21 protein-coding genes are annotated in these 21,403 nt (G+C 59.4%); 8 read left to right on the top strand and 13 right to left on the bottom strand.

The window, feature by feature from the left end; all coding sequences use genetic code 11:
- Nucleotides 1–59: 59 nt before the first annotated feature.
- Together ACVWZF_RS08975 and ACVWZF_RS08970 are read left to right on the top strand one after the other, a co-directional pair.
- Entirely contained in the window at nt 60–884 is an 825-nt protein-coding gene (locus ACVWZF_RS08975) for a creatininase family protein (protein WP_011433035.1), read from the top strand.
- 145 nt (nt 885–1,029) lie between these two features.
- On the top strand, nt 1,030–1,326 hold the full coding sequence (locus tag ACVWZF_RS08970; protein ID WP_148202718.1) for a hypothetical protein: 297 nt from the start codon (nt 1,030–1,032) through the stop codon (nt 1,324–1,326).
- Here the strand turns inward: ACVWZF_RS08970 and ACVWZF_RS08965 are convergent.
- A complete protein-coding gene (locus ACVWZF_RS08965; protein ID WP_011433036.1) occupies nt 1,323–2,573 on the bottom strand; it encodes an LL-diaminopimelate aminotransferase in 1,251 nt (416 codons plus the stop codon). The two genes, ACVWZF_RS08970 and ACVWZF_RS08965, sit on opposite strands and share 4 nt — an antisense overlap.
- Nucleotides 2,574–2,777: 204 nt before the next feature.
- On the opposite strand from ACVWZF_RS08965, the gene ACVWZF_RS08960 reads away from it, so the two are divergent.
- Nucleotides 2,778–3,665: a leucine-rich repeat domain-containing protein gene (locus tag ACVWZF_RS08960; RefSeq protein WP_457411290.1), complete on the top strand. Its 888-nt coding sequence runs from the start codon at nt 2,778–2,780 to the stop codon at nt 3,663–3,665.
- A gap of 13 nt (nt 3,666–3,678) precedes the next feature.
- Here ACVWZF_RS08960 and ACVWZF_RS08955 read toward each other — a convergent pair whose 3' ends face one another.
- The 4 genes from ACVWZF_RS08955 to ACVWZF_RS08940 form a co-directional block, all read right to left on the bottom strand.
- Nucleotides 3,679–4,857 carry a DUF3326 domain-containing protein gene (locus ACVWZF_RS08955; RefSeq protein ID WP_457411288.1) on the bottom strand — a complete coding sequence of 393 codons (1,179 nt, stop codon included), beginning with the start codon at nt 4,855–4,857 and terminating at the stop codon, nt 3,679–3,681.
- Between the two features lie 53 nt (nt 4,858–4,910).
- A complete protein-coding gene (gene hemG / locus ACVWZF_RS08950) occupies nt 4,911–6,446 on the bottom strand; it encodes a protoporphyrinogen oxidase (RefSeq protein WP_457411287.1) in 1,536 nt (511 codons plus the stop codon).
- A 118-nt stretch (nt 6,447–6,564) separates the two neighbouring features.
- Nucleotides 6,565–7,875, bottom strand: a complete 1,311-nt coding sequence (locus ACVWZF_RS08945; RefSeq protein ID WP_011433040.1) for a homoserine dehydrogenase — start codon at nt 7,873–7,875, stop codon at nt 6,565–6,567.
- Nucleotides 7,876–8,079: 204 nt separating this feature from the next.
- On the bottom strand, nt 8,080–8,886 hold the full coding sequence (locus ACVWZF_RS08940; RefSeq protein ID WP_148202720.1) for a GvpL/GvpF family gas vesicle protein: 807 nt from the start codon (nt 8,884–8,886) through the stop codon (nt 8,080–8,082).
- A 249-nt stretch (nt 8,887–9,135) separates the two neighbouring features.
- Between ACVWZF_RS08940 and ACVWZF_RS08935 the strand changes: the two genes are divergently transcribed.
- Nucleotides 9,136–9,753: a DUF3318 domain-containing protein gene (locus tag ACVWZF_RS08935; protein WP_041436440.1), complete on the top strand. Its 618-nt coding sequence runs from the start codon at nt 9,136–9,138 to the stop codon at nt 9,751–9,753.
- Here ACVWZF_RS08935 and surE read toward each other — a convergent pair.
- Nucleotides 9,685–10,467, bottom strand: a complete 783-nt coding sequence (gene surE, locus ACVWZF_RS08930; protein ID WP_011433043.1) for a 5'/3'-nucleotidase SurE — start codon at nt 10,465–10,467, stop codon at nt 9,685–9,687. The two genes, ACVWZF_RS08935 and surE, sit on opposite strands and share 69 nt — an antisense overlap.
- A gap of 187 nt (nt 10,468–10,654) precedes the next feature.
- Here surE and gap point away from each other — a divergent pair, with 187 nt between their 5' ends.
- A complete protein-coding gene (gene gap, locus ACVWZF_RS08925) occupies nt 10,655–11,671 on the top strand; it encodes a type I glyceraldehyde-3-phosphate dehydrogenase (RefSeq protein ID WP_457411286.1) in 1,017 nt (338 codons plus the stop codon).
- A gap of 59 nt (nt 11,672–11,730) precedes the next feature.
- Here the strand turns inward: gap and ACVWZF_RS08920 are convergent, their stop codons facing one another.
- The 5 genes from ACVWZF_RS08920 to dpsA form a co-directional block, all read right to left on the bottom strand.
- Nucleotides 11,731–13,017 (bottom strand): AmpG family muropeptide MFS transporter, encoded by a 1,287-nt coding sequence (locus ACVWZF_RS08920; RefSeq protein ID WP_457411284.1) that lies wholly within the window; start codon nt 13,015–13,017, stop codon nt 11,731–11,733.
- Nucleotides 13,018–13,632: 615 nt separating this feature from the next.
- Complete coding sequence (locus ACVWZF_RS08915) at nt 13,633–14,607, bottom strand: Gfo/Idh/MocA family protein (protein WP_011433046.1); 975 nt, start codon at nt 14,605–14,607, stop codon at nt 13,633–13,635.
- A 174-nt stretch (nt 14,608–14,781) separates the two neighbouring features.
- Complete coding sequence (locus ACVWZF_RS08910) at nt 14,782–15,432, bottom strand: (2Fe-2S) ferredoxin domain-containing protein (protein ID WP_011433047.1); 651 nt, start codon at nt 15,430–15,432, stop codon at nt 14,782–14,784.
- Complete coding sequence (locus tag ACVWZF_RS08905) at nt 15,416–15,694, bottom strand: Asr1405/Asl0597 family protein (protein WP_011433048.1); 279 nt, start codon at nt 15,692–15,694, stop codon at nt 15,416–15,418. The genes ACVWZF_RS08910 and ACVWZF_RS08905 overlap by 17 nt, the downstream gene beginning before the upstream one ends.
- Nucleotides 15,695–15,817: 123 nt before the next feature.
- Nucleotides 15,818–16,369 carry a DNA starvation/stress protection protein DpsA gene (gene dpsA, locus ACVWZF_RS08900; RefSeq protein ID WP_011433049.1) on the bottom strand — a complete coding sequence of 184 codons (552 nt, stop codon included), beginning with the start codon at nt 16,367–16,369 and terminating at the stop codon, nt 15,818–15,820.
- A 287-nt stretch (nt 16,370–16,656) separates the two neighbouring features.
- On the opposite strand from dpsA, the gene ACVWZF_RS08895 reads away from it, so the two are divergent.
- The gene (locus ACVWZF_RS08895; protein ID WP_011433050.1) at nt 16,657–17,919 is read left to right on the top strand and encodes a YcjF family protein; all 1,263 of its coding nucleotides are present in this window, start codon (nt 16,657–16,659) and stop codon (nt 17,917–17,919) included.
- Here the strand turns inward: ACVWZF_RS08895 and ACVWZF_RS08890 are convergent.
- Together ACVWZF_RS08890 and hslO are read right to left on the bottom strand one after the other, a co-directional pair.
- Nucleotides 17,911–18,915 carry a glycosyltransferase family 2 protein gene (locus ACVWZF_RS08890; RefSeq protein WP_041436443.1) on the bottom strand — a complete coding sequence of 335 codons (1,005 nt, stop codon included), beginning with the start codon at nt 18,913–18,915 and terminating at the stop codon, nt 17,911–17,913. The genes ACVWZF_RS08895 and ACVWZF_RS08890 overlap by 9 nt on opposite strands.
- 47 nt (nt 18,916–18,962) lie before the next feature.
- Complete coding sequence (gene hslO, locus ACVWZF_RS08885) at nt 18,963–19,853, bottom strand: Hsp33 family molecular chaperone HslO (protein ID WP_041437303.1); 891 nt, start codon at nt 19,851–19,853, stop codon at nt 18,963–18,965.
- Nucleotides 19,854–20,240: 387 nt separating this feature from the next.
- Here hslO and ACVWZF_RS08880 point away from each other — a divergent pair, with 387 nt between their 5' ends.
- A complete protein-coding gene (locus tag ACVWZF_RS08880) occupies nt 20,241–20,726 on the top strand; it encodes a globin family protein (protein WP_011433053.1) in 486 nt (161 codons plus the stop codon).
- Between the two features lie 63 nt (nt 20,727–20,789).
- Entirely contained in the window at nt 20,790–21,275 is a 486-nt protein-coding gene (apcB, locus tag ACVWZF_RS08875) for an allophycocyanin subunit beta (RefSeq protein WP_011433054.1), read from the top strand.
- Nucleotides 21,276–21,403: the final 128 nt, after the last annotated feature.

Below are 21,403 nucleotides of genomic sequence, written 5' to 3'. Positions count from 1 at the left end.
CGATTTTGTGGCATGGTGCTAGGTAGCTTTCTGATCAAACTTGAACGGATCCCGCCATGATGCACACTTTTGTCCCGCCCCACCGCTTTTTCCCCTACCTGACCTGGACGGAGATCCAGGCCATGCCCGACAAAGAGAACGTGGTGATCATTCAGCCGGTTGCCTCAATCGAGCAACATGGGCCCCACCTGCCCCTGGTGGTGGATGCCTGCATCGGCACGGCGATCATTGGGCGCGCCATGGAGAAGCTGGAGCCTGAGATCCCGGCCTATGTTTTGCCCACCCAATGTTACGGCAAAGCCAACGAGCATTGGCATTTCCCCGGCACCATTACCCTCTCGGCTCAAACCCTGATGGCGGTGCTGACAGAAGTGGCAGAGAGCATCTACCGAGCTGGGTTTCGCAAGCTGGTGTTCCTCAATTCCCACGGTGGCCAGCCACAGGTCCTGGAGATTGTTGCCCGCGATCTGCACCAGAAGTATGAAGATTTCATGCTGTTTCCGGTGTCGGTCTGGCGCGTTCCCCACGAAGGACGAGAGCTGTTTACCGAGAAAGAACGGGAATTGGGCATTCACGCCGGCGATGGGGAGACCAGTATGCTGATGCACCTTTTGCCGGACACGGTGCGAACCGACCGATTGGTCTGCGAATATCCCCACGATCTGCCGGAAAACAGCTTGCTCAGCATGGAAGGGCGGATCCCTTTCGCTTGGGCAACTCGCGATCTCACCCAGAGCGGAGTTTTGGGCGATGCCACCGCCGCCACGCCGGAGAAAGGCAAAGTTTTGGTGGAGTCCATGTCTGACGGCTGGGTGCGGCTGATCCGAGATCTGCACCGGTTCCAGCAGCCCAAGGCTTGGCGCAAAGCCCCGCTGCTGGTCTAGGGATCCAGGCAAAAGACCTACGGCCTGCTTTGTGAAAGGCTTTCGCCAGAACTGGCCGACCAAGATACGACCTGCTGACGCGATCAGGGCAGCTTTTTGCTGGGCTGCTGCGAACTCTATCTGCCCAATGAGAAAGGGTGATACCTTGGCCCCAGAACACACCCGTTCTGGTGGAAATGGGGTGGATTTGGGCAAAGTTCACCTGGCCACTGCCCATGAGGGTATGGATATCTTCATCGCTAACGGTCAGGAGCTGCAGTCGAAGCGGCAGTACCCGGAAAGCCGAAGGGGAAGCTGGCCCAGTTGCTGCGTTGCAGGCAAAAGGGTTCGCGGCGGTATCGCCGACTGGTTCGTCATCTTTCCTGTCGGGCCCAAGCTGTTCGCCTCTGGCGGCGGGGAGCGCTTGAAAGAATCCTCGCCCTCTGGGTCAAGACTCAATTAACCAACGGCTCCAGCCCCCGCAAACACGCTGCCAATGCGGCGCATTGCCTCTTCCACGTTGGCGCGGCTGTTGAAAGCGGACAGGCGCAGATAGCCCTCTCCGGCGCTGCCGAAGCCAGAGCCGGGGGTACCCACCACATGGCAGGTGTGCAGCAGCTTGTCGAAAAACTCCCAACTGCTCAGCCCATCGGGTGTTTTCACCCAGACGTAGGGGGCATTCACGCCGCCATAGACTTGGATCCCCACTTCGGCCAACTGCTGGCGAATGATGCGGGCATTTTCCAGGTAAAACTGCACCAGACCTTGCACCTGCGCTTGCCCCGCTTCGGAATAGACCGCCTCCGCCCCCCGCTGCACAATGTAGGACACCCCGTTGAACTTGGTGGATTGACGGCGATACCACAAGCTCCACAGATCCACCCAGGATCCATCGGCAGCTTGCCCCCGCAAAGACTTGGGCACCACCGTAAAGGCACAGCGGGTGCCGGTAAACCCAGCGGTTTTGGAAAAGGAGCGGAACTCGATGGCACATTCCCGCGCCCCTGGAATCTCGTAAATGGAGTGGGGGATCCCGGGCTCGGTGATATAGGCTTCGTAGGCGGCATCGAACAGGATCAGGGAGCCGTGGGCACGGGCATAGTCCACCCAGTTTTGCAGATGCTCCCGTGTGGCCACTGCGCCTGTGGGGTTATTGGGGAAGCAGAGGTAGATCACATCCACCTTTTGGCTGGGCAGGCTGGCGGTGAAGTGATTTTCGGCAGTGATGGGCAGATAGACCAGGCCCTCGTATTCGCCGCGTTCGTTGGCCGGCCCCGTATGGCCCGCCATCACGTTGGTGTCCACATAAACCGGATAGACAGGATCCGTGATGGCGATGGTGTTGTCGTGGCCGAGGATATCCAGGATGTTGCCGCAATCGCACTTGGAGCCATCGGAGACGAAGATCTCGGAAGCGTCGATATCGCAGTTGCGGGCCTGGAAGTCGTGCCGGGCAATGGCCTGGCGCAGCCACTCGTAGCCCTGCTCTGGCCCATAGCCGCGAAAGGTGGCCCGTTCCCCCATTTCCTCCACCGCCCGGATCATGGCCGTTCGACAGGCTTCCGGCAGCGGCTCGGTGACATCGCCAATGCCCATTTTGATAATTTGAGCTTCGGGATGGGCGGTGGCAAAAGCCTGCACCCGCCGGGCGATCTCGGGAAAGAGATAGCCGGTCTTGAGCTTGAGGAAGTGGTCGTTGATCCTGGCCATGGAGGTTTGCCGAAGAGGAGGTCATCGGCTTTTCAGTGTAGCTGCTCGCGCTAGCGGGACGGAGTCCTTAGCCGGTTCCGGGCCAGAACTCTTCTACGTCGCGGTTCCCCTGCCCATAGCAACAACCCCGGCGGAGGCGGGACGGAGTAGGATGCTACCTTGGCAAAGATCCTTTGGAGAGCAGGGATGAAGCAGCAGAGGGGAATGGCTCGGCACGAGAGGTGGGCGGTGGGCCTGTTGGCGATCTGGGTTTGGCTGAGCTGGGGGATGGGGGCCTGGTCTGCTCCCCTTTGTCGGGATCCCCTCTTGCTGCGGCAGATCTTGGCAGCTCTGGGCCGTCCGGAGGTGAAGGTAGAGGAGGTGGCCCTTTTTGATCCGGATCAGTGTCTTGTCCAACTGGTGCTGGATCGTCAGGGGTTGAGCGGATCCCTGCCGCCCGAAATAGGCCAATTTCGCCGGTTGCGAGCCTTGTCCCTCAGCCACAACCAACTTTCCGGCCCCCTGCCGCCCGAGCTGGGGCAACTCAGCCAGTTGGAAAACCTGTTTCTCGACTACAACGAATTCTCCGGCTCCATCCCATCCGAGCTGGGGCAGCTGCGCAACCTGCGCGGCCTGTTTTTGGATCACAACCAGCTCTCTGGGCCTATTCCCCCCCAGCTGGGGCAACTGCGCCACCTGGAAAACCTCATCCTGCAAAACAACCGCCTCAGCGGCACCCTTCCCGGCCAACTGGGCCAGATGAGCTCCCTCAAGGGCCTGTTTTTGGATCGCAATCAGCTCTCTGGGCCTATTCCCCCCCAACTGGGGCAACTGCGCCACCTGGAAAACCTCTACCTGTCGGACAATCGCCTCAGCGGATCCCTGCCCCCCGAGCTGGCTCAGCTGAATCAGTTACGGGATCTGCGCCTGGCACGTAACCAATTCACGGGAGAACTGCCGACCTTTTTGGCAGAACTGCCCCGACTGGAGCGGCTGCACATCGAGGGAAACCCCGGCCTCTGCTTGCCGGCCGCCCTGTCGGAGTGGTTTGCCGGCCTAAACCCGGCGGATCCCCTGCCGGCTCCCATCTGCTCATGGACTCCGTCCCGCTAACGCGACCGGTAGCCTACTGGGACTCCGTCCCGCTCAAGTGCTCCGCACCGCGACCGCGAACGGCGCAAGTGTGGGATCCCAGCTTTTCCGGGGTGGAGGGGGAGAGCCGTAGCGACGACCAGGCCACTCCTGCTCGGTGGGCCACCACCACTCCAATCGCCTCTAGATAGGAGGTTACCGATACATGAGGGATCCCCAACTGGCGGGGGTGCACCTGCATCACGGTGGTGTTTTCCTCGACGGCAATGAAAAGCGGAGGACGGGCAAGGACTCCGTCCGTTCGCGTCAGCGGCGGAGCATTGTGGTGGGGTTGCGACAGCGTTGCGCCGCAATAACGGCTGGCCAGGTGCAGCAAGCCAGGCCCCCCAAAGGCAGTGGCCGGGGCAATGACGCTGTCCACCTGCTCTGCTGTCAGGTCGCCCGGTTGGGCGGGATCCCCGCTCTTGACAAATTGGGGAGCGTAGCTGAGGCCCACCAAAACCGAAGGCAAGAAGGTAAACCCCACCTCTTCAGCAGCAGCGCGGGGGTGAACCGGCTTGGGGAAAGTCTCAGGGTAGAAAGCGGGGGCATGGGCACAAGGGATCCGCAACTCCCGCACCACCAGGTGGCTGATCAGGGCTTCGACGCCGGCCAGGGGATCCACCCCCCTTCCCTGCTCGTACTGGCTGAAGTCCAAGTCATCCGGAAAGCGGGCCACCACGGCAATGGCCTCTGCCCCCAGGCGAACCAGCTCCTGGGCAGTCTCCAAGAGAGCATCGGGCCGGGCCAGGGATCCCTGGCTGGCTCCTGAGGGGGAGAAGCCGACGGAAACGCCCAAGGGTTGGCGGGTCAAGCGCCAGGGGCCAATGTTGAGCCCCAAGGTGGCCTGAGCGGCTTGCATCACCTGCAGGTGGCGTTGTTGCAGATCAGGGGGGATCCCGGCATCCAGCACCACCCCAACACAGTTTTGGCGCACTGGCCGCAAATTCCACACCCCCGCACAGAACTGATCCAGGCCGTACCCTTCCACGTACAACACGTTCCCCATCGGCCAAAACAAACTGGCTCCGTTTAACACGTTGGGATGGGTAATGACCCGCTCTGCGGCTGCTGCCAGGGTGCGGGCAACAGGCAGGGCATCCCCGGCAAAACCACCGATGCGGGCACCAATGCCGGTGGGGATGAGCAGGAGGCTGGTGTAGGGATGGCTCATGCTGCTATGTCTACAGCACTCTATGCTGCTACACGCGAACGGGAACTGCACCGCTAACGCCGGACGGACAGGATCTGCTGGGCTAGGGCCTCGGCCCGCCGCACACAATCTCCCAAGGCCACGCCATCCAGGTAGTTGGCACACACCCACACCCCTGGGGTTTGGTCGGCCAGGCTGGCCTGCAATTGGGCAATCCGCTGCCGGTGGCCAAGCGTATATTGCGGGATAGCCTGGGGCCACAGGCGCTCTCCCAGGCGGATGGGTTCGACAGGGCGGGTGAGCAGGATCTGGCTGAGTTCTGCATGCACAATTTGGGCCCGCTCGTCAGGGGAGAGCGCCGTAATGGGCGGGATCCCTTTCTGGCGGGCAAAAGCCGCATCGGTAGCTCCCCCGATGAAGCTGATCAGGCAGTGATAGCCCTGAGGAGCCCGCTCTGGGAAGAGGGAGGAGGCCCAGATGGTGCCCAGGGTGCGCAGGCCCTGAGAGCGAGGGATCAGATGGCCAAACCCTCGCAGCGGTTGGGGGAGGGCTTCTTCTGGATAGGCCAAAGCCACCACCGCCACAGGCGGGTAGGGGATTTCCCTCAGCAGCCGGCTGGCCTGGGGGTTGAGATCCTGCAGGAGGGTGGCAGCAGCGTAGGCAGGGAGGGTGAGCACCACCTGTTGAGCCACCACCCAGTGGATTTCTTCTGGGGCGTTGTGCTCCGCGCCGCTGTCGTGTATGACGAAGCCCACCCGGTAGCCCGTCTCATCCCGCTTGAGATGCACAGCCCGCCAGCCCAGCCGCAGCGCACTGCCCAGTTTCTGGGCAATCGCCTCAGGTAGCTGCTGCAACCCCTGCCGCAGGTTACCCAGTTGGCCCCGCTTGGGAGGAGGCTGGATGGGGGAGTTGGCGCTGTCCTGGTGACGGGTTCGCGGGAGCGTCGCGTAGCGATAACGGCTGCGCAAAGCCTGCACAGCACCGGCAAAGAGGCTGCCGTAGCGTTCTTCCAAGCCGGCAATGCGGGGGAAGGCTGCCAAGGCGCTGAGCTGATCCGGATCCCCGGCATACACCCCTGAGGTGAAAGGTTCGACCAGCCGTTCCACCACCTCGGATCCCAGTTGCCGCCGGAAGAATTGCCGCACCGTTTCCTCTCCGCCTGGCGGCGGCGCGACAAACCCCAACAACCCACGTAAGGCCCGCAACTTGCCGCCCACGCTCAACAGCCGCGAGCCAATGGCTGCAGAAGGGCTCAGGGGCACCGGCAGCAGCTCTTTTTCCCAGTAGATGTAGCGGGGCAGCTTGGCATCGGCCAGCACCAGGTGCTCCGCCAAGCCCACCTCGGCAATGAGGTTAAGCAGGGCGGGGACGGGGGTAAAGCTGTTGGGGCCCTCTTCCCAGCGATAGCTGTCTTTGGATTGGGTGGAGATACAGCCCCCCACGCGGGAGCTGGCCTCGGCCAGGAGCAGCGGCTGGGTGGATTCATCCTTGGGGGATAAGCCCTGTTGTAATCGCAAGGCCAACGTTAGGCCGCTGATGCCCGCCCCCACCACCACCACCTCGGCCTGCAAGGACTGCGTCCCGCTAAAGTGCTCAACAGAAGAGTTCATCTTTTGGGTTCCAACGGGGTTTTCAATCCTCAAGAGTCAAACAATTATGCTCTGAGCCGCTCCCCGTCCCACCAGCGCGTTCGCGTCAGCGGTGCGGAGCATTTTGGATCTATAGCAGCTAGCGCAGCACCCGAAATAGGCTGGGGATCCCGGCCACCTGGGGCAGTTGTTGGATCTCGGCCAGCGCCTGTCGGCAATCGGCCTCGCGGACGGTGTGGGTGAGGATGACGATCTCCGCCTGCTCTTGGTGACATTCCTTTTGGGTAATGCTCTCCAGGCTAACCCGGTGGCGACCGAAGCAGGTGCCAATCGCCCCCATTACCCCCGGCTGATCCTGAGCCAACACCCGCACGTAAAACTCCGACTCCAATTCCGAGAGAGGGATCAAAGAGGCGGCAGCGGGGAAGCAGGAGAATCCCCACAGCGGATTGGGGGCATCAGCCCCCGTTTGCCGGTGGGCAATCAGGGTCAGCAGATCGCCAACAACGGCACTGGCAGTCGGCCCCCGCCCCGCCCCCGGCCCCGACAGCACCACCTGCCCCAAGGGATCCCCCTGCACCAGGACGGCATTGTCCACACCGTTGATGTTGGCCAAGGGGTGGGTAGAGGGCAGAAGGGTGGGGTGAACCCGGATATCCAAAGCCATCTTCGCTGCCTCCCCGCCAGAGTTGGCCCTTTGGGCGATGGCCAAGAGCTTGAAGGTGTAGCCCCACTCGCGGGCATAGCGAATGTCGGTGGGGCTGATGCCGCGGATCCCTTCGCAGGGGATGGCTTCCCGCTTCACAGACACCCCGAAAGCAAGGCTGGCCAAAATGGCGATCTTGTCGGCGGCATCCCACCCTTCCACATCGGCGCTGGGATCCGCCTCGGCGTAGCCGTGGGCCTGGGCCAGGGCCAGGGCTTCCTCAAACGAGCTGGCCGCCTGGGTCATCTGGCTGAGGATGAAGTTGGTGGTGCCGTTCACAATGCCCCAGACCGCCTGGATGTGGCTGGCCTGCAGGGACTGTTGCAAGGGCTGCAGAATCGGGATCCCGCCCCCGACTGCCGCTTCCAAGAGCACCGAGACTTTGGCTTGGGCTGCCGCCTGAAAGATCTCCTCCCCGTGGCGGGCGATCACCGCTTTGTTGGCTGTGATCACCGGTTTGCCGTGGTCAAGGGCTTTTAAGATCAAGGTGCGGGCCGGCTCCAAGCCCCCCATCAGCTCGATGACCACGTCGATTTCCGGATCCGACACGATTTGCTCCAGATTGGTGGTCAGGCGCTCAGGTGGGATCCGCACTTGCCGCGGCTTATCCAAAGAGCGCACCCCCACCGCCGCAATCTCAACTGACTGCAAGAGAGGATGCCGGGGTTGCTGCAGAATTTGCACAACACCCGTGCCAACCGTGCCCAGCCCCAATAGCCCAACTCGTTCGCGGTAGCGGCGCATAGCGCTTTAGACCACAACTCTTCCTTTTGCCTGCTGTTCCCGTTAGCGGGACGGAGTCCTTTGCCCTGTGAGGGCTCCGCCTCGCCAATGCAAACAGGAAGCGGACGGGATCCCCTCACCATTATCACGCTTGGATCCACGCTCTGCTAACGCGACCATGATCCGCATGCAGAGCACTTTGTTCGCGCTAGCGGGACGGCGTCCTTAGTTGGGATCTATACACTTGTCCGCCAGAGAATCCCGCAAGGCACGGACAAAGTGATAGGGGGGCAAAGGGGCGCTCCAATCCAGTTGCCAATGGGGGTGCTGATCCAGCCAGGTTTGGGTGAGCTGAGCGGCGGCTTCCCACTCGGCAGGGGTGAGCAAAAAGTAAAGCCGCAAGGCTTCTCCTGGCTGGGGATCCCCCCTTTGCACAGGCCAGGTGGAAGGCCAAAGCTGCTGTAGGGCTTGCTGCTCCTGCTCTTGCTGCTCTTGGGCCTGTCGTTGCTGGAGATAGGCTTGCTTGCGGGCCAACAGATAGGCCGTCCCGCTTAGGGAGGGCTGTGGCTCCGGTTGGGGCTGAGGTTGAACCCTTCCTTTGAGACAGTACTCGGCCCGCCCCCCAATGGCTGCGAGGGCTTGTTCGTACTCCGTCTGCCGGGACAGCAGATGGGATCCCAGCTTTTCTGCTGAGAGGAAGCAGGTGCCGAAGCGCAGGGGCAGCACCGGCATCTGGGCGAACAGTCGGCAGATCACCTGGTCGTGGCGCAGGGCAGAGCGCACCAACACCTCATCCGAGACTTGCAGCGACTCCGGATCCGGCATCGGCTCCACAGCAGCGGCAATTCGGCTGCCTGTCGGGGAGAACACCTGCACCGACCGATGGATCCCCTCGGTTTGCCGGATGAAGGGCAAAAGTTCTGGAGCTGGCTGCGGGAAGAAGGCGTAGGTGTAAAGGGGGCTGTTGATACTCTGCTCATTCCCGTCAGCAGTACGGAGCACTTGGGGTTCTGGCTGAGCTGGGAAGGTCATGGTCTCGGATTTAAGACGAGTAGGTAAGACGGGTAGGCTCGCCTTCCCAGTCTACGCAACCTAGGATTGGGATCTTTGAAACCTACAGGGTTCCACCTATAGAGTTCCACGGCCAGAGTTCCACGGCCAGCCTGGAGATGCGATAGACTAACCTCGCATTGGTTCTACACAGGGCTGTGGTGTCGGGGGCCGGAACAGCGCCCGTGTTCAGGCGGGCTCCCCGCCTCAATGCCCCTAACAGGTGAGGCCATGAACAGCCGCCCAGATTTCAAATCCTTTGAAAAAGAAGAAACCGAACGGTTGCGGGATCTGCTCCCCGCTTCTTTCCGACCCTTGATCAGCGTCGTTCCCCACTTCGGGGGTGAAGCCCTGCTCATCTCCCGCCGCAAAGCCCCTTGGCAGCCCCAGGGCACCATCGCCATCGATTTTCGCCGTTGGCAAGGGATCCCTCAGCCACAGCGGGATCTGTTGTTTCTGCGGGAGGTGGGCTGGCTGGGCAACCGCAATTGGTTGCAGCCGGGGTTTTACCAATCGCTGGCCTTGATGGGGGGCATCACCACCGTGGCGGAGCTCTCTTTGCAGCACCCCTTTTCCGCTCTGTTGGCAGGTGGCATTACGGCTCTCTCCGTCCGGCAGATCTGGCAAAACCTGAACCGGGAGAGCGCCCATTTCGATGCCGATGAATTTGCCCTGCGCCGTGCTCAGTTTCGCGGCTACACCCGACAGGAGGCCGCTCAACACCTGGCAGATGCCATAGAACAGGTTCTGAAGCTGGATCCCACCGATATCCTGACGGCGCTACGGCTGCAACGGCTGAGAACCATTGCCCGCAACCTGGCTTCTACCCCCCCCAGCGGAAACGCCTGAGGCCAGTTGCACTTGGGTGATGGCCACCCGACCGGAGAAGCAGATGTCGGTATCGGTTTGGGGATCCCGAGCGCGCTCCGCATAGCGGCCCTGATAGCGAAACCACAGCGACTCTGCCCCATTTCCCTCGGCTTCCACCGCATAATCGAGCGGCAGGGGTTGGGTGCAGAGGGGACAATAAACCCGCTCCGGCAGAGGGGATCCGGCGGGCAAGTGAGGCAGGTTCACATTCCAAAACGCCCCCCTGGGCAGGGATTGTTCCATCAGCTCCGCCAAGATTTCCCGCGTCCACCGCTGGGCTTGCTCCCAGTCGATGGGTTGGCCCCCTGCTCGGTATTGGGAAATGGCAATTCCCGGGATCCCGCGCATCGCTGCTTCCCGTACCGCCGCCACCGTTCCCGACAGATACACATCCGATCCAAGATTTCCCCCCTCGTTGATACCGGAAAGCACCCAATCCACCGCTGGGGCCAGCTTGAATAGGGCCACCCGCACACAGTCGGCAGGGGATCCCTCGACGGCAAAGGTGCGCTCGCCGCGGGCCAAGGCTCGAAAAGGTCGCCCCGTCGTCACCTGGTGGCTGCAGCCGGAAATCGGTTGGTGGGGGGCCACAATCCAACAGTGTTCTTCCGGGATGAGGGCGCTGAGGGCCAACTTGAGGTTGGCCAGCCCGGCAGCCTCGATGCCGTCATCGTTGGTCAGCAATACCTTCATTCCTACTTTTCCCTTCTGCCGGCAACTTCTTGGGTGAGTCCTTTTGCAAGTCCCAGTGGCAAATCTGGAGATCTTGGGTGCAAAAGCGATGTGGATCCCGTTCTTCTTTTACCCTATCCCTAGGGGGGCAGCGTCTCCCATGCCGCGTCCCCTGATCCATCGTATAAACTGATACCGGAGGATTGCGATGACCACACGGGTAGCCATTAACGGATTTGGTCGCATTGGGCGGGCCTTCCTGCGGGTGCTGCTGTCTCAGCCAGCTCCAGAGCTGGAGGTGGTGGCAGTCAATGACCTGACCGAACCCGACAACTTGGCCTACCTGCTCCAGTTCGACTCGGCCTATGGGCGCCTTCCCCAAACCGTGAGCGCGGTGGACGGGCATCTGCAAATCGGCAACCACCTGAAAGTCCGAGTTTTGGCAGAGCGGGATCCGGCACAACTGCCCTGGAAAGATCTGGGGGTTGACCTGGTGGTGGAATCGACCGGCTTGTTCACCAAACGAGAGGGGGCGGCCAAACACCTGGAAGCCGGGGCCAAAAAGGTGATCATCTCTGCTCCCGCCAAAGGCCCCGACTTGACGGTGGTGATGGGGGTCAACGACGACCAATACGACCCGGAGCGGCATCACATCGTCTCCAATGCTTCCTGCACCACCAATTGCTTGGCGCCGCTGGCCAAGGTTTTGTTGGATCGCTTCGGCATCGAGACCGGCTTTCTCACCACTTGCCATGCCTATACCGCCACCCAGGCGATTGTGGATCGCCCGGATCCCAAAGATTACCGGCGGGGCCGCTCGGCAGCAGTGTCGATCGTGCCTTCCACCACCGGGGCCGCCACGGCAGTGGCCGAGGTTTTGCCCGCCCTGAGAGGGAAGATGGATGGCCTGGCGCTGCGGGTGCCCACCTTGACCGGCTCGATTGTGGACTTTGTGGTGCGTACCGAGCAGCCCATCACCAAAGAAGCAGTCAACCAAGCCTTTGTCGAGGCTGCAGAAGGCCCGCTGCGCGGCATCCTGGCCATTGCTCCGCCAGAGATCGTCTCGGCGGATATTGTCGGGGATCCCCACTCTTCCATTGTGGATTTGGGATCCACCCTGACCTTAGGGGATCGCACGGTGAAGGTACTCTCCTGGTACGACAACGAGTACGGCTATGCGGCGCGGCTGGTGGATCTGGCGGCCAAAATCGGGGCTGCGCTGTAGGCAACCATCCCCGTTGCGTTCAAGGCAAGGCTATTAGAACCGGATTTGCGGTGGGGCAGTTACGGTTCAGATGCGGTTGTGGCCAGGGCTGCAGTCGATGAAGGGGGGCCAAGCCACAGCAGGATCACCATTGCCGGAGCGGCTGTCATCGCCGTGATCAGATAAAACAAAGGCCAATTGACCGCAGCCGCCAAATAGCCTGACACAGCCCCGGCCAAGGTTCCCCCCACGGCAAACACACTGGTGAGCAAAGCATACTGAGTGGCACTAAATTGCCGGTCGCAGAGGCTCATCAAAAAAGCCAGAAAAGCAGCCGTGCCCATGCCCCCGGCCATGTTGTCGAAAATGGTTGCCCCCAGCAGCAGCGGATAGTTTTGCCCCACCAACCCAATCGCTCCCAGGCCCAAATTGCCGATCCCTTGCAATGCCGCGAAGATGAACAGGCAGCGGTAGGTGCCGATGCGGCTGACCCACTCCCCCCCCACAAAAGCCCCCGCCAAGGTGGCCAACAAGCCTATCCAACTGCGGATAATGCCCAGATCGCTGGTGCTAAATCCCGTCTGCAACAAAAATGTAGGGGTCATTTGCCCTGCCAAGCTGTCCGGCAACTTGAAGCAGACCACAAACAGCAGGATTGCCCAGGCCAGGCGATGCCGCCAGAAAGATTGAAATGGCTCGAGGATAGCCGCCCGCAAAGAGGTAGGCTTGAGGGCGCTGTTTTCCGGCTCGGGAGCCAAAAACGAGGTGACCACCCCGATTGACATCAGCAGTGCCATGATCCCGTACACCTGCCACCAGGGCAAATAGTCCGCCAAGATCAAACTCACGCCACTGCTGACCAGCAGCGCGATACGGTAGCCGAATACGAAAATGGCTACCCCTGCCCCCATCTCCCGCTCTGCCAAGATATCGGTACGGTAGGCATCCACCGCGATGTCCTGAGAGGCGCTCAAAAAAGCCACCAGCAACCCCACCAGAAAGATCGGGCGGGTGAAAACCGTGATTCCCGGCCAAGTCTGGGCCAGCTCTTCCCATCCCAGAGCTTCCAGCCAGGTTTGGGTCGGATCCTGAAAACCCAGTAGCCCTATGCTGAGCAGCAACAGCACTTGGGTCAGGGCCATCCACCCCCGCCGCCGACTGCCCCGCAGGGATCCCGGTGCCGGCAACAGAAATCGATCCAGAACAGGCGACCACAGAAACTTAAAGGAGTAGGGCAAATTGAGCAGGTTAAACAAGCCGATGGCAATGGTGGTCAAGCCCGCTTGGGTCAGCCAAGCATTCAAGGTGGTGTTGATCAGCAGCAGCGGCAAACCCGAAGAAAACCCCAACAGCAGCAGAACGCCCATCTTAGAGCTGCCGTAGACGCCCAACATCCGCCTCAAGACGCTTGCCCCCGCCTCAATCATAACTAGCCCTCCCCGCCATCCTGTCTATTTTCAGGGATCCCTGTATTGCCAGTATGGTCATTTCAATTAAACTAGGGCACTGCACCCACACCTAAAACTCTGAGTGCAGCAGGCTATAGGGCTTTTCAAGGACTCCGTCCCACTGGCGCGATCAGCAGCCCAGGCGTCTCACCTTAACCTGAAATGACCATAACATCCCAGTGAAACTCCCCATTGCGTAGCTCCCCTCTCTCAAGGGGAGAGCATGACTCTAGTCAATAATAAGCTCAACTATACTGAAAATAATGTATAATATGTTCAGTACGGATTACTACCAGTTGATCTTTCTGTTTACTTTCGAGTCTGCCAACATGGTAGCCAAAGCAAAGCAGAAAATTGGTAGTAAGACGACACGGAAACTGCGCTTTGGGTATTCTACTCAAAGCTTTGCGGGATACCGCCATTCTGTTTGGACTCCGTCCCGCTAACGCGAATGGAAACAAACAGAATGCTATCGCTGCATAGTTGAACAGTGATGTTCAGCAGTGTTCAGCGTAAATGTATCAGGGACTTCCCTTAGGGCCAATCCTGAACGCAAACCACCTGCTGGGTTTGGGCAGATCGCTCGGCTGCCTCGGCCACCGCCAGGGCGTGGAGCATGTTTTCAGTATGGATATAGAGGGGTCTGCCGTGGCGCAGGTGATCCAGCACCATGCGGGTGTCTTGCTCGAACAGGCCGTGGCGGGATCCCGTCTCTAGAGGGTGGGCGCTGCCGGGCCGCAGCAACGTTGCCTCTTCGCCGTTGATCAATAGGCCCCCCCGTTGACCGTGGAACTCCAGTAGCCGCTGCGAGCACCACAGGGAATCCCCCTTGCCATAGGTCAACACCGCCAGCAACCCACTGGCAAAACTCAGCTGGGCTGTGCAGTAGCAACTGCTGTAGCGGTGGGGCAGATCCGGCCCGTCGTAGCGCAGTTGGCAGCTCACCCGTTCTACCCTGCCCAACAAGTCCACCAAGCGGTGGATGCGAGAAACGGCCCCCATGAGGGGGAAGCCAAACAACTCAGGCCGATAGGTCCAGCGATCGGGGGCGGGGTGGGTGGCGGTGAGAGTGATGTAGCGAACGGCAAACAGCTTGCCCAACCCTTCCAGCTCTTGTTTCAGCAACCGGTGAACGCCGCTAATTAGCTCGATGTGTTCGACGTGCAGCAGCACTTGCCGCTCGGCTGCCAATTGCACCAAGGAACGCGCTTCGGCAGCGCTGAGGGCGAGGGGATATTCCACGACGGTGTGGATCCCTGCCTCCAGAGCAGCACGGGCAATGGCGGCATGATCCCGATTGATGGTGCTGACAAAAACCAGATCCAGCCGCTGCTCGCCCAACAGAGAAGACCAGTCCGAATAGGCGACGGCCCCCAACTCGGCGGCAAAAGCATCGCTCCGGTCGGGAGCTCGACCGGCAACAGCGACAATCTGCACTTGCCCATCTTTGCGCAAGGCCTCGGCCCGTGAGCGAGCTGCGTAGCCGGTGCCGATGATCCCCACCCGCAAGGTTTGTTCCCTCCCCTAGCCTGCCTCTGTCTGTAGCATCACACAGGAGGGATCCTTTGTACCACCCGGCAATCCGGATCTCGCTCCGCCTAGGTTTGCCGGAAAACTCCTGCTGCACCCTTTGATTTTGTGCCTACCTCACAGAGCTGTTCGCCGGTGGGGATCCCATGGGCGTTAGGAAGAAGCTGCTGCTTCAACCTCTTGGGGTTGCGGCGAGGAAAGCGGAAAATGCCGCTCCAACAAAGCCGGGATCCCCTGGGGGGAAACGCCGCTATAACGAGCCTTGTCGGGCATAAACACCACATGGGGGCCCCGTTTACAATCTTTCATGCAGCCCACCCCCTGCACGCAAATCGAACCAGAGTAGGCGGCCAAGTGGGCGTTCAGGGCTTGCATCACCGCTCCGGCCCCACGCCGATAACAGTCGGATTTCTGGCAGACCAGCACCTTACCTTTGATGTCTGTACCTTTGATATCTCCTTTGATATCTGTGATGTTTGGAGCAACCGGTTCGGAAGCTGCCTCAGCCCCAGAAGCCGAAGACAAACCCCCCGCCCTCTCTCCGAGGGGAACCACCCGGTAAAGCACCCACTTCTCTCGCCCTTTGTGCGGATCCACCTCCCGCTCCCCACAGATCTGCACGGTGTCTCCAGGTTTGAGGGTGCGGTAAAGGGCAGAACGCAGGGGCTTGGGGATCTTGCCGGAAAAAACGTCCGCTCCGGCTTGCCAACGCAGGTACTTGAGCTTGCCGTCTTTATCGGGAAGAAATCCCAAAAACTGGCCCTCCGACTCAAACGGGATCCCTTGCTTAGGAAACTTGCTCATCTTGACCCCCAGCCTCCGTGTTGAGCTGCCAACAAACCTCTAGGCCATCCAATAACTCCTGTCGCCGCGCTGTGTGCTGACGGATCACACTGCGCACCTGTAGAACGGCCAACGGAGTACTCACCTCCACCCGCAGACGACCATCTCCTGTACAAATCGCCGGGATCCCCAATTCCATCAGCCGCCGACCAACGCGCCAGCGCTCGCCCAGAGGAATGTTCAAGAGATAGCCGCGCTCAGAGTCCAGAAAGACGGGGTTCATGGCCGGGATCAGCACCTCAGAGTAAAGAATAGTGAAGAGATGAAACAAATTCTCAATAGCCTTTCAAAAAAAAGCCAGAGGCCGGAAGCTAGGCAGGCTCAAGCCCACCTGTGGACCTTCTGGCTAGGCTCTGCCGTTCATCAAGCCGAACACCAGGCTGTCGTTGGCCAGGAAGTGATGGAGATGGAAAGCGCGATCCTCTGTTTTCAACAGGATTTGCTCGTAGAGGTAGCGAGTGGCCCGATCCCCAAGGCTCTCCGCCTGGGCTGCCTGTCGCCGCAGCAGATCGATGATGGCCTGCTCTGCCGCCAGGTCGTTCATTAACATTTGCCGCGCCCCAAAAGCTCCATCCGGCTCAGGGGTAAAGCAGCAAAGCTGGGCCAAGGTGGCAAAGCTGGCTACCGGCACACCTCCCAGCCCTTCTAGGCGTTCTCCCAGGTCGTGGACATGCTCCCTCGCCTGCTCGTAGTGATCTTTGAAGAGTTGGTGCAGCGGATAGAACTCAGTGCCTTCTACCACGAAGTGATGCTTCTGGTACTGCAAGTACAGCCCCTGGAAGCTGGCCAGCAGGGCGTTCATCCCCTCGCAAACCGGCTGGGTTACCTCGGTGCCGAGCAGGACGGGATTGTCGCGCACGCTGTTGAAAGACTGGCGCAGGGTTGAAGTTTCGGACATAAAATTCTCCAGCACAAGTTAAGAGGAGCTGCGAATCCTAAACTGCCCGCCATAGCGGGCCTGGGATCCCTGGGTGTTTGCCTCCAAATCTAGCATAGTGCAGAAAATGGCTCTTGTGAATAACTCTCAATAAGCCCGTTGTTGCGGATCCCTTTGGAGTGGGATCAGGGCGCAGACAGATTGGCTCTTGGCTAGGTCAGTCTCCGGTATCGGAAGAAACTTGGCAGTAGGATCCGCCCTGAACTACCTTTGTGGGGCTATCGGCCTTAGGGGAAGAAGCAAGAAGCATGTCTCAGAAAAGCCCATCCTTCTTAGAGAAACTGACTGACCTAACCCGCCAAATTGTTGACCGTGCCCGAGGGATCCCAGAAGCTTCTGAATCTCTCGAGAAGCCAGAAGCCTTTAAGTCTTTCTGGAATTCGGTGTCTCAGATACTACAGAAGGACCTCCTAGAGGCGCAGACAGAGTTGGGCCACTGCAACATCCTGGTCATTGGCAAAAGCGGGGTGGGCAAGAGCACCTTGGTCAATGCAGTGTTTAGAGATGAGCTGGCCCGTACCGGTGTTGGCAGCCCCGTCACCCGCCACATTCGTCAGTATTCCAAGCCAGGTTGCCCAATCACCATCTACGATACACCTGGCATGGAACTAGACGGTGAACAGAATCAGCAAGTTCGCCTGGAGGTTTCCCAGCTTATCGAGGAGCTGCGCTTTAAGGATCCTGAACATCACATCCATCTTGTTTGGTACTGCCTCCACCACGAACTGAAGCGGTTGGAGGAAGTTGAACGCAAATGGCTAAAGGAGTTGGAACTCAAAGACGTTCCCGTCATCTTGGTCTTAACCCAATGCTTGGAATATCCCAATCCTGAAGAGAGCGAGTTTTTCCGGTATTTGCAGCATCAAAATTTGCCTGTCCGCTACATTGTTCCCGTTTTGGCCCGCAACAAGGCGATTAACCGGCAAATTACCATTCCTGCCCACGGGCTGGAGCACCTAATTGGCTGCACGCTAGAGCTTTTGCCGGAAGTGGCTCGCCTTGCCTTTATCCGCCAGCAATTGCTGCGGGTGGATCTCAAAGCCGAGGCTGCCTTTAAGTACGTATCAGGCTATGTGGCCAGTGCAGCGTTTATCGGGGCAGTGCCCCTTCCCTTTGCAGATGCCCCTCTGTTGGTTACAGCCCAAGCAGGCATGATTGCCAATATCAGCTTTATTTTTGGCTTCGAGGCTTCCCCTTCTTTTTACTACTCTTTGATAGCCGCTTTGGCAGGCACTACAATTACAACAGCAATCGGGCGAACGATTGTGTCCAACTTGCTGAAGATGATTCCCGGCCCGGGGATTGTAGGCAGCGCTATCCAATCCACTACGGCAGCCACCCTCACTCTCTCTCTGGGCCTGGCCTATATCGAGCTGATGAAGGCCATCGCCCGCGCCAAAATCCAAGGGATCCAGCTATCTCCAGAAGAGATGAAAGATATCTTTACACGCGAGTACCAAAGTTATGTTGCCTCGGGATCCAAAACTCTGAAAGATGACTTTTCATCCTAGCTTTTGCGTAGGTACTGAATCTAGGGCAGGGGAAGGTCGTGGGGTCTCAAACCCAAAGGTGCCATCGACCAGGTAGAGGGGGCGGCCTTTCACTTCTTCAAAAACGCGGCCTAAATACTCGCCAATCACGCCCAAGCTGATCAGCTGGATCCCGCCCAAAAACAAGATCATCACCGCTAAAGAGGCATAGCCAGGTACATCGGAGCCAAAGAGCAAGGTGCGGATGATGAGAAAAAGGCCATACAAAAAGGCTGGAACCGAGATCGCCAACCCTATGTAGCTCCACACCCGCAACGGCCAAGAGCTAAAAGAGGTGATGCCTTCTATGGCTAGGTTCCACAGCCGCCAGTAGTTCCACTGGGTTTTGCCGCGAAAGCGGGGGGCGCGATCGTAAAAAATGGCCGTTTGCCGGTAGCCCACCCAGGCAAAGATCCCTTTCATAAAGCGGGTGCGCTCTCGCAGCTGTTTAACTGCCTCCACCACCTGCCGATCCAGCAGTCGAAAATCCCCCGTATTGCGCGGGATCCGCACCTGGCTGAGTTGATCAATCAACCAATAGAAGCCGTTGGCTGTAAAGCGTTTCAGCCAGCTTTCCCCTTGGCGGCTGCGACGCACTGCATAAACCACCTGATAGCCTTGCCGCCACTGCTGCAGCATCTCCGGGATCAGCTCTGGCGGATCTTGCAGGTCGGCATCGATGGGAACGACAGCGTTGCCAGAGGCGTGATCGAGGCCGGCGGTGAGGGCGATCTCCTTGCCAAAACACCGGGAAAGGTTCACCACTTTGATGCGGGGATCCTGATGGTGAAAGGCGATCAGCTTTTCCAGTGTGTCGTCTTGGCTGCCATCGTTGACACAAATGATCTCGTAGGGAATCCCTAAAGGATCCAAGGTCTGCCGCAGACGCTCAAACAGGTGTTCCAGGTTGTCCGCCTCATTTTTGCAGGGGACAACAACCGATAATTCAACCAACTCAACCGGGGGCTCAGACAACATCGAGAGGTGTCAGAATCGGGATCCCGTAGTTGGCCATCATTGTGCCATCAGGGGGTGGCCGACATCTCCGCCACAATCGAGCGCAGCTCGTCTTCCGAGATGCGGTAGACCTCGTTGCAGAATTGGCAAACCGCTTCTGCCCCCTTGTCGGTGTGGATCATATCGAGCAACTCGTCCCGCCCCAGCATGCGCAGGGCCCCCTTCACTCGGTCGGAATTGCACTTGCAGTAGAAGCGGATGGTGCGCATTTCCGGCGCAATTTTCAGATCCAGGTCGCCCAGGCAAAGTTGCAACAGCTCCCGCAAGCCGCCGCCGCAAGCCAACATCGGGCTAAATTCTTCCACTTTGGCCAAACGGGCTTCCATCTCTGGGATCAGACTGGCCGGCGCCCCTGGCATCAGCTGCAACAACACTCCGCCGGCGGCGCGTACCCGCTGTGAGTCGAGATTTACTCCCAGAAGGACTGCCGAGGGAATCTGCTCTGAGGAGGAGAGGTAGTAGGTGATGTCGTCTCCCACCTCTCCCGAAACCAGCTCCACCGCGCTGGTGTAAGGCTGGCCATACCCCAGATCCCGCAGCACATGGAGGTAGCCATAGCGCCCAACGGCTTGGCCCACATCCAACTTGCTCTCGGCAGTGAGAGGAAGCTCAATGGCGGGGTTGCTCACATACCCGCGTACCGTGCCATCCAAGCCGGCATCCACCCAGATGTTGCCCAAGGGGCCATTCCCTTTCAGTTGCAGGTTAATCCGCGCCTGGCGTCGCTTCAAGTTGGCCGCCAGCAACAGGGCTGCGCTCATGGCCCGCCCCAAGGCCACTGTCGCCACATAGGAGAGCTTGTGCCGCTCCCTTGCCTCTTGTACCGCCTGGGTGGCCACCAAGCCCACCACTCGGATTTTGCCTTCTGCCGCCGTGGCCCGGATGAGGTGATCCGGCAGAGATGAGGGCGTACCCTCAGAAATACCTTTCGCTCGCTTCAATCGTTCTGACCCAGAGGCATCCGTCATCGCAACCTCAACGCATGTCTTAAACCAAGCCTGCAGGGATCCCCTGGCGACTCAGCCTTCATTCTAAGTGAGTCTAAGTGAGATTGTAGCCCCTCTCTTGCCGGACTTTGGGGAGGGAACTGCCCTGTCGGGGCGGGAATGAGACTGTCCGCTCTGAAAGACCTACGCAACACTGGTCGCGCCAGCGGGACGGCCCTTTTCTGGGAGAGATTTTAAGAAGTGTGAAGATCTGAGATGGCAGACGGCAAGCATATCGGAAAATAACTTGCGGGTATGCTCGTCATACTCTTTAAAAAATCGACTTGAGGATGGATATCCATGAGTGTTGTTACGAAATCGATTGTGAACGCGGACGCGGAGGCCCGCTACCTCAGCCCGGGGGAACTGGATCGGATCAAGTCCTTTGTCACCTCGGGCGAGAAGCGGTTGCGCATTGCTCAAGTCTTAACCGAGTCTCGTGAGCGCATCGTCAAACAAGCTGCCGACCAACTCTTCCAGAAGCGCCCCGACATTGTCTCTCCGGGGGGCAATGCCTACGGGGAAGAGATGACGGCGACTTGCCTGCGCGATATGGACTACTACCTGCGCCTGATCACTTACGGCATCATTGCCGGCGATGTCACCCCGATTGAAGAGATCGGCCTGGTGGGTGTCCGCGAGATGTACAACTCCCTGGGCACACCCATTCCGGCGGTGGCCGAGAGCATTCGTCAAATGAAGCAGGTGGCCATGGGTCTGCTCTCTCCTGACGATGCGGCTGAAGCCGGCTACTACTTCGACTTTGTGGTGGGGGCAATGAGCTAATCCCTCATTGTTTTTGCCGCACAACCCTTTGCTGTTCGTCGATTTGGATTTAGGAAGCTCATCATGCAAGACGCAATTACTGCTGTAATCAACAGCTACGATGTTCAAGGCAAGTATCTGGACAGCTCGGCCATGGAGAAGTTGAAAGCCTTCTTCGCCACAGGCGAGCTGCGGGTGCGGGCGGCTGCCACCATCGCGGCCAATGCCTCCACCATCGTCAAGGATGCTGCTGCCAAGGCGTTGCTGTACTCTGATCTCACCCGTCCTGGCGGCAACATGTACACCACCCGTCGCTATGCTGCCTGCATCCGCGACATGGACTACTACCTGCGCTACGCCACCTACGCCATGCTGGCCGGGGATCCCTCCATTCTGGACGAGCGGGTGCTGAACGGGCTCAAGGAGACCTACAATTCCCTGGGAGTGCCCATTGGGGCAACCATCCAGGCCATCCAAGCCATGAAAGAGGTAACTGCCGCTCTGGTGGGTGCTGAGGCCGGCAAGGAAATGGGGGTGTACTTCGATTACATCTGCTCTGGCCTGAGCTAACTCCCGGCGTCATTGCCTCAGGGGAGGTGCATTCTTCAACGAGCACGGCGGGCGATTTGCCACAGGGATCTGGTGTGCTAGCTGAAGTACGCGAGCTTTCTGGGGTGAGTCGCCTGTTTTGCTGGTCA

It is taken from the genome of Thermostichus sp. OS-CIW-30 (assembly GCF_054060215.1).
Note: the sequence above shows the minus strand (reverse complement) of the source record. Positions and strands in the feature narration are given on the sequence as shown.